Origin of the sequence: Gordonibacter sp. (assembly GCF_036667095.1) — a bacterium.
Taxonomy (GTDB): Bacteria; Actinomycetota; Coriobacteriia; order Coriobacteriales; family Eggerthellaceae; genus Gordonibacter.
On record NZ_JAVWUP010000115.1, the window covers coordinates 1 to 8,379 of the forward strand.

The 8,379-nt window shown below is 59.5% G+C and carries 8 protein-coding genes; 2 read left to right on the forward strand and 6 right to left on the reverse strand.

Features of this window, described 5'->3' with window-relative positions; translation table 11 throughout:
* The 3 genes from RR842_RS09915 to RR842_RS09925 all read right to left on the reverse strand — a co-directional run.
* The coding region (locus tag RR842_RS09915; protein ID WP_332729632.1) for a hypothetical protein at positions 1-424 on the reverse strand (424 nt) is incomplete at its 3' end.
* A 144-nt stretch (positions 425-568) separates the two neighbouring features.
* Positions 569-1,267, reverse strand: a complete 699-nt coding sequence (locus tag RR842_RS09920) for a DDE-type integrase/transposase/recombinase (RefSeq protein ID WP_332729633.1) — start codon at positions 1,265-1,267, stop codon at positions 569-571.
* Complete coding sequence (locus RR842_RS09925) at positions 1,239-1,574, reverse strand: transposase (RefSeq protein ID WP_332729634.1); 336 nt, start codon at positions 1,572-1,574, stop codon at positions 1,239-1,241. The genes RR842_RS09920 and RR842_RS09925 overlap by 29 nt, the downstream gene beginning before the upstream one ends.
* A 102-nt stretch (positions 1,575-1,676) precedes the next feature.
* Between RR842_RS09925 and RR842_RS09930 the strand changes: the two genes are divergently transcribed.
* Positions 1,677-2,492: a DUF4097 family beta strand repeat-containing protein gene (locus RR842_RS09930; protein ID WP_332729635.1), complete on the forward strand. Its 816-nt coding sequence runs from the start codon at positions 1,677-1,679 to the stop codon at positions 2,490-2,492.
* Positions 2,493-2,536: 44 nt separating this feature from the next.
* On the opposite strand, the gene RR842_RS09935 is transcribed toward RR842_RS09930, so the two are convergent.
* Together RR842_RS09935 and RR842_RS09940 are read right to left on the reverse strand one after the other, a co-directional pair.
* Complete coding sequence (locus RR842_RS09935) at positions 2,537-3,121, reverse strand: TetR/AcrR family transcriptional regulator (RefSeq protein ID WP_332521985.1); 585 nt, start codon at positions 3,119-3,121, stop codon at positions 2,537-2,539.
* Positions 3,122-3,306: 185 nt separating this feature from the next.
* A complete protein-coding gene (locus RR842_RS09940) occupies positions 3,307-4,269 on the reverse strand; it encodes a DUF5692 family protein (RefSeq protein WP_332513168.1) in 963 nt (320 codons plus the stop codon).
* Between the two features lie 293 nt (positions 4,270-4,562).
* Here RR842_RS09940 and RR842_RS09945 point away from each other — a divergent pair, with 293 nt between their 5' ends.
* Entirely contained in the window at positions 4,563-5,462 is a 900-nt protein-coding gene (locus tag RR842_RS09945) for a hypothetical protein (RefSeq protein WP_332513169.1), read from the forward strand.
* Between the two features lie 412 nt (positions 5,463-5,874).
* On the opposite strand, the gene RR842_RS09950 is transcribed toward RR842_RS09945, so the two are convergent.
* The gene (locus RR842_RS09950) at positions 5,875-7,980 is read right to left on the reverse strand and encodes a RecQ family ATP-dependent DNA helicase (RefSeq protein ID WP_332729637.1); all 2,106 of its coding nucleotides are present in this window, start codon (positions 7,978-7,980) and stop codon (positions 5,875-5,877) included.
* Between the last annotated feature and the right edge of the window lie 399 nt (positions 7,981-8,379).

Sequence of the window (8,379 nt, forward strand, 5' to 3'; positions counted from 1 at the left end):
CATCATCGGGAAAGGATTGGTACAAAAACAGCTTGATTGCAGACACTCGATTCTTCGCGGTTTCTTCGGTGATGTTTCCGTAGGTGAAAAGATATTCGGCGAACGCGGCACACTCCAAATCGACCGCTTCGTTACCAACACATTTTGACGGAACGATGCGCGAGCGATACGGCTCGCCAAAGCGAAACGCCCACCAACGTCGAACCGCCGCTGCGGGTATCGTCACGGCAGTGTTCTTCGGAAGGCCACTAATGTAGTCCTCGACGATCTTCTTCGCCTCATCTTTGCTGGCCTTGAGCGCTTCAGGGCGGGCTTTCAGAAACGTGCTCACCCTGAAGCGGTAGTTCTTGGCGCCAGTTGCCGAGAAGCCGTCTTCCAAGAGCTCGTTTTGGAAATCGTCGAGTAGCGTTCGAAGTTTGTCCATTTCTCTCTCCTGTCTTTGATTACAGAACACGACAGGATGAGGGTAGGTATTATGTGCTCGAAACCGCAATTACCAACCTATTTATCAGGGAAAAGGGAGGGCTCAGCACATAACGAAACTCAGCACATACGAACGCTTATGTGTTTAAACACATAAGCGTTCTATGATCACGTTGTCGATCCAGCGGGCACGGCCGTCCATTGACTGGCGGATGCCATGGGCAGCAAGCATCTCCACGAAGACATCGGCGGTGAATGTGGCACCCTGGTCACTATTGGCTATGCTCGGCGTTCCGTAGCGCGCCACAGCACCTTCAAAACAGGTGACACAATGTGTGGCCTCCATGGTGTCGGCAAGTTCCCAACTGACGATCATGCGCGTCGCCCAATCGATGACTGCGCTCAAGTACATGTGGTGCCTTCCCATCTTGATGTAGGTGATGTCTGTTGCCCAAACCTGATTGGGTAACCAGATGCGCATGCCCCGCAAAAGGTAGGGGAACTTGGGGTTTGCCTGAGCTGGTTTGGACAAGTTGGGCTTGGGGTAGCAGGGCTTAACGTTCATCTCCGCCATCAGCCGTCGTGCCTGGTGTCGAGTGGTGTGATACCCGCGCCTGCAGCACTCCTTGGCCATCTTGCGCGCACCTGAGGCGGGCAGTTTCAGATGCATCTCATCGATGATCGCCATGCGTGCCTCTCTGCCTTCGATGTCCTCTGGCGACAACACGCGCACCAAAGCCGCAGTGTAGTAAGTAGTCGTGCGTGTCACACCGAGCAGCTCGCAGCGACGCTTGCGCGTGATGCCGCACACATCCTTAGCGGCAAGGTCCCGCCGGTCCCGCATCGATACCGAGCTTCTCGCAGCTTCGCTGAAGCCAGTCGCGTTCGAGGGTGAGCGTGCCGATCTTCTTGAGCATCTCATCCCTCTCTGCTGCGACTTCATCGTCCCTCCTTCTCAGGTCCTCATCACGCTTTTTCTCGTCGAAGACGCGCTCTGGGTGCTCAAGAAGCTCCTTGCGCCACTTGAAGAGCAAGTTGGGATTGATGTCATTGTCCGAGGCTATCTCCTGGACGCTTTTCTGCTCCCTAAGTGCCTCAACAACGAGTCTCGCCTTGAACTCCGGCGAATACTGCCTTCTTTTCTGTGCCACCGATGACCTTCCTCTCTGCCCTTGGTTTGGACATAGTGTAGTGCATCGGCTGAACTCTCTTAGTAAGTTCGATCTCGTGTTCAGTTTCTGTCGACCATATTAGTGGTCTCATGGTCGAATTCCGCCCGGGGCATCGAGGTGACCGACTCGAACGGCACGCTCGCCATCCGCAACACCCGCACGCACGCCTTCACGTTCATGCAGATAGATCTGAGCTGGGAAGACCACTCCACCGTGGTGAAAGTACCCAAAAGCTATACCGGGTCTATCACGGTCGAATCCGGCAGCGGCAGCGTGGAAATATCCGATCTCAAGGGCCTGTCGTCGCTCAACGTAGACATGTCGAGCGGCCACACGAACGTATCGCGTGTCGGAGCAGCTGAAGTATCGCCTCGCGTGACCAGCGGAAATATGGAAGTTTCAAGCCTCCAAGCCAGCAACGTAAAAGCGTTCGCCTCAAGCGGAAGCATCTCTCTGGCCAATGTGACCGCAGCGCAATCCATCGATATGGAAACCGGCAGCGGCAACCATCACTTGAGTACGCTCAGCGCGCCTCGCGTGAGCGCACGAGCAACAAGCGGTTACATCACCGCCGTATCGATCGACGCGACCGATGTCGCATTCGCCATCAGCAGTGGCAACGTCAACGCCTCACTCGCAGGGCCGGCTTCGGACTACACCATCCAATCCTCGATCACCTCAGGGCACCTGAGCGCACCCCAGGGGTCCGCAAACGGAAGCCGACACCTGGACGTACGTATAACCAGCGGCTATGCCGACATCGCCTTTGACGGATCGCCCAACGCACCCCTCCAAAACTACCCCGGCTCCTCGGCAGTGCCTGCGGCACCAGCAGCGCCTGCAGCCCCGGCGGCACCAGCAGCGCCTGCAGCCCCGGCGGCACCCGGAATGTCGTAGCCACCACTTCCACCCGTCCGTGCAGATCCCCGCAAACCCCCTCTTCAGGGGGTTTGCGCTTTCTCGAACGGCTGCATATCCAGCCGCAGCGCCTGCTCCACCACCTTCATGAGCGCCTCGTCAGACACCTGTGGGTTGAGCTTGACCAATCCCACCAAGCCGAAGATGACCACACAAAACATCTCGTACACGAAATCAATCTCCACCTGATGGTAGGCCGCGTACTCGGTGACGATGTGGTCGTTCAGGCAGTCCACTGTCTCACGCACGGCCCGCACGTCGAAGGCATCGCGCACGCCCAGCTCTTCAAGCACCGCAATCATCGGGCGCGGACTGCCGCCCGCGTCGTACAGCGCACGGCGAAACGTCTCGACGCAGGCGCGCAGCGACCCCGACGTATCACCGAACCGGCGCGACTCGTTCCACACCACCACGCTCTCAACCAGGTCTTCCACATAGTCATCCAGAACGGCGTCGATGACGGCCTGTTTGTTCTCGAAGTAGTAGTAGACCAGTTCGCGGGCCACGCCCGCTTCCGCAGCAATGTCCTTCACCGTGGTTGCGCGCACGCCTTGCTGCTCGAACAGCGCACGTGCTGCCAACATGATGTCGCCCGCAGCCCCTGTCAAGCGCTTGCTTTCCGTGAGAGTCCGACCGCATTCTGCGCTGATGGGCGCATACCTGGTCTGCCGTGTGCCGAGCCGCATCGTCGCCTCCGCCTCTGAGTAACGAACATGGTGCCGCCCTCCCCGGTTGGGGTGGACAGCACCATTATACGAAAATTCGGCAGGAGCGTTCATGCGCAACGGCAGACCTAGCGGTTCTCGTCGGCGATACGCTGATACGACTTCGTATCGGCGTAGATCTCGTCCTTGAGCGGATTAAGCCTGAGCTTGCGAATCTTGCGGAACTGATAGATGGCCAGCGCTGCATTCGACGCGAGCGCCAGAAAGCTCACCGCGAAAAACGCCGCCGGGTTGTGCGTCGTCGGGATAGGCGCCAGCACATCGGCGAACTGAGGCACCGTCATCACGAACATGATCCACAGCCCCAGCGTCTGGGCGCGATGCTGCAACCACGCGCCGCGCTTGATGAAGAACGTGGGGATAGTGCACGCCAGCAGCAGCGCCAACCCCGCATAAGCCGAATGGTCGGAGATGCAGTTGTACGTGTAGGCGAAGTTCCACAGGTCGTAGGCGATGATCCATGCCCAGATCATGTCCGGCCAGATCATGTCTTTCGACTTGTCCTTCGAAATGAAGATACCGAACCACCCGCAGATAGTAACGATGTTCAGGATGCCTGCGATGCCGTTCATGATGTTCCACGGCCCCGACATGGTCCACAGATTCTCGACGATGCCGCCTTCCCACAGACCGAAGCTGAACACCTGGAAGTCGCGGATGACGGCCTCGGCGATATTGACAGCGAGGATAAGCGGCGGGAAGCACAGCGCCCAGCGCTTCTCGTACAGGTGGTGCACCTGTCCGTCCGCTCCGCGCCACTTCACGAAGCGCAACGCCATGAAACCCAAGCAGCCCGCCAGTGCCGAGTACGTCTTCACCCAGTTGAACCAGGTGCCCGTGCCATACGGGTTGCCGGGGGCCGCCGTCGTCGGCCACACGAAAACGGTCAAAACGATAGGCACGACGGCAAACAGCGCGATGCCAGCCCAAAGCGTCGTGCGTCCCAGCTCATTGAACGCCATGAGCGCGAACAGAATGAACAGCCAGATGACCCAATACACCGGGTCGGCTGCTTGGTACAAAATTCCCATGATTGCCCCTTTCTACTCCCTTGTTGTCCGTCGAATACCCGCCGCGGCCCTACCTTGGCCCGACGCGCAGCGCACGCTTTGTCCCGAGCTGCGCTTCGAGGCGAGTATAGGACGGCTCGTCCCGATAAGTCTTTCACACCAGGGGCCTGTTTGTGAAAGAAGTCGGCACAATGTCGATGCTAGACTGACGGCAACGCGCGCCATGAGGGGTTTTGGCGCAGTACACCGAACAGGCGACGGCGCAGGTTCGCGCCGATGCCTGTGAATCCCAGCTGGAAGAAAGGGGCCTCGCCATGACCGTACCTGTTTGGATCACGCCGATTTCCATGGTGGCGTACACGATCCTGCTCATGCTGCTGACCGAGTTCATGCGACGGCATTACCGTGCGTCGATGTGGGTATGGGTAATCTCGCTGGTAACCATCCCGCTGTGGATTATCAACATCCCCGGCGACGACTGGTTCCGTTGGGCGAAGAACCTCTCCGTCATCCTGCCGCTTATCTTCGCGGGACTCGGGCGCATCGCTGCGGTGCAGCAGAAGGATACGCCGTTTTGGCGGCTCATGCGCAAACGCTGGGTGCGCTGGGTGCTCTACGGCATCGTGTTCTGCAATATCGCCGAGGCCACGCTGCGCGACGTGCAGATGGGTAACACCATGAACGCGCTGGCCGGCCTGATACTCTGCATCACCATGCCGTTCGGCGACAAGTACTGGAAGTACGACACGTCGAGCCATGGTGAGATACTCTCCTACACCGTGCCCCTGTGGAACTTCCTCTACACCACCTGGAACGCCTGCTTCGTGTACGCCGAGGGCCACGCCTTCTTCGCCTCCACCTGCTGCATCCTGGCGGCGGCCGAGCTCTACCCCATCATCATGCGCCGCCCCGAGCTCTACATCACGGGCCGCATCTACACGCTGGGCGCACACCTTTTGCTGCGCAGCTGCTTCCCGCTGCTGTTTCCCACCATCATGAACAGCTCGACCTGGTTCAATCCCGACGTGATGTACTGGTGGGGCATGGTGAACGGCATCATCGGCATCCCGTTCGTGTTCTGGTACTGCTACCAGCTGAGCTCGGGCAAGGCCCCAGTGACGTTCCGGCGCGGCAAGGCGCGGCAGCGCTACATCGAGGGGCGAGAGATGGGCACCATCGACGAATACGGCGACCCGGTAACGTTGGCGAAGTAGCGCGACCCGCGAGTTGCCCGCCCGAAAAATCGACGCACTACGGATCCGAATGCCCGAATGCCGCACATGTGACTCTGTCGGGTATTCGGGTATTCGGGTATTCGGGTATTCGGGTATTCGGGTATTCGGGTAAGATGCCCAAGGTAAAAAGGTGCAACGACGAAAATGGGGCGATGCTGTGCAAATTTTGCGTTTACCCGTCCCACTCAGGACCGTTTTCCCCCAATTAAGCGCCGCTCAGATCACAGAAGAAAACTCGCACTTCCCTGATCTGCAGTTATGCAAAGCACCCCTCTGACAGGCTGCGCGCGAAGGCGAACGCAGTGCGGGAAACCGTAAAATTTGCACAGCATCACCCTTCTTTTCCGCTTAGGCCAGAATCGACGCAGCTGCCTGCGCCCGCCCCGAGAACCTAAGGTGTCGGGGCGGGCGCACTTGCCTGCTCGTATGCGGCGATCTCGGCGAGGAACGCCTCACCGTAGCGAGCAAGCTTGGTAGCGCCGACACCGGAAACGTCGAGGAACTCATCGTCGGTCGCAGGCAACTTGCCGCACATGTCGCGCAGCGTAGCGTCGGAGAACACGATGTAGGGAGGCACCCCGGCTTCGTCAGCTAGGCGCTTGCGTAGCGTGCGCAGGCACTCGAACAGGGCGGGATCGGCCTCACCTGCCGCAGAGCCGGTGCCGGAGGCCCCGAATGCACGGCCGCTGCCCGCAGAGGCCTTTGTGCGCTCAGGCTTGCGGACGACGCGCTTCATGGAAAGCGCGAAGCCGTCCTCGGCAGCCTCGCGAGCACGCGGCCCGAGGCCCACCACCGGGTACGTCCCTTCCGTAATGGTCAAGTAGCCACCCGCTGCCAAAAGTTCGATAATCTCCTTGACCTGCGCAACCGACAGAGCCACCGTGTGGTAGCTGGCAGCCTTGTCCAAGCGCAGCTCAAGCATCTTGGCCGTCTTCGCGCCGCGCAGCACATCCACGAGCACCCCTTTGCCGAAGCGGCCGCGCAGTTCCTTCACGCATCGCATAACCGCACGCGCCTCAGACGTAACGTCCACGGCCTCGTAAGCTCCCTCGCAGTTCGAGCAGTTCGAGCACCCTCTCGCGGTGCCGGCAGGCAGATCGGGCACTTCGCCACCAAGGGAGGGATACGCCTCACGTGTGTTGGTTGATTCCCCGGAAGATGCCGAAAGCTCGCCTCCCCGAGCCCCGCTGAAAGCGTCCCGTTCATGACCGGAGACACTGCCGAGGTCGCCGGAGGCATCACGCGCACAACGGGAGGCACTGCCGAGGTCGCCGGAGGGGCGACCGCCCACGGAGACTCCTTCAGCCTCGCCGAAGTAACCTAGAATGTAGCTGCGCAGGCATCCCGTGGTATGACAGTAGCCGCACATCGCTTCAAGCAGACGACGGCGCGAGGCGCGCACGGCATCGGCTTCTGCGGGCGTGAGCTCGTCGTTGCCCGACTCTTGTTCGATAAAGAATCGGCACGTGGACACATCGCCGTCACTCCACAAGAGCATACAGGTGGACGGCTCGCCGTCTCGACCGGCGCGGCCCGCCTCCTGGTAGTACGCTTCGATGCTGCCGGGCATGTTGTGATGGATAACGTAGCGCACATTGGACTTGTCGATACCCATGCCAAACGCGTTCGTGGCCACCATAACCGGCGCATCGTCGGCAATAAACGCTCGCTGACTCTCAGTACGTGCAGCAGCAGGCATACCAGCATGATAACGTGCCGCCTTCACCCCCGCTTTTACCAACGCCGCATGCACTTTGTCGGTATCTTTACGGGTGGAGCAATACACAATGCCGCTGTCGGCCGCGTGCTCAAGCGCATACGATGCAACCCAGGCCAGCTTGCGCTTGGGTTCACTATGCTCAACACCAAAGTACAGGTTCGGTCGATCAAACCCCGTTACCACTTCGTAGGGGTTTTGCAGCCCCAGCAGGCGCACAACGTCGCGCCGCACGCGCTCGGTAGCGGTGGCCGTAAACCCCGCGACAACAGGGCGCTGCGGCAGGGCATCGATAAAATCGCCGATAGTCATATATGACGGGCGAAAATCCTGTCCCCATTGCGACACGCAATGAGCCTCGTCGACCGCCACCAAGGGAATAGCTGCCTGCTGGGCGAACTCCAAGAAGCGCTCGTCGGACAGCCGCTCGGGAGCCACGTACATGATCTGATAGGCACCCTCAAGCGCGCGCTTGAGCACGGTGGACTGCTGACTGGGCGTAAGCGTGGAGTTCAGGTAGGCACCGCGAATGCCGGCATCCACCAGCGAGCGCACCTGATCGCCCATAAGCGACACCAGCGGCGACACCACCAGGGTAAGGCCGCCCATGACCACGCCGGGCACTTGATAGCAGACCGACTTGCCCGCACCCGTGGGCATGACCGCAAGCGCATCGCGACCGCTCAGGATAGCGCCTACCACGCCTTCCTGCCCCGGCCTGAACGCCTCGTATCCGAAATGCTCCTTGAGCACTGATTTCGCAATCGACCTATCTGCCATTCCAGCGGTTCCTTTCCCCTGCGGCCACCTTCGGCTCCTGCAACCTATCATAGCGCACCTGCAGGGCACTTCGTTTTGCTGGCGGCATTCTACCACGCGAACAGCTGCATTATGAGAGTAATTAAGATTTCATTTTTATTACTTGATCTGGTGTTATATTATCAATTGATTCCTGCTTGACCTTGCTGGATTCTTGTTGGATTTTCGCTTGAAGTCAGTCGCGCGCTCGCAGAAGGATCGTTGAAAAGTGACCGACCAGACGACAGGAGCGCAGTCAAACTCCATCCAAAAGCGAGTCATCCCCTTGCTGCGGCCCAAACGCTATCGGCTACATTGACACTCCTCACGCCTAAAGGCGGGGGATTCTTCCTTCATCGCCGGTAGCCTTCCCTCCCTACG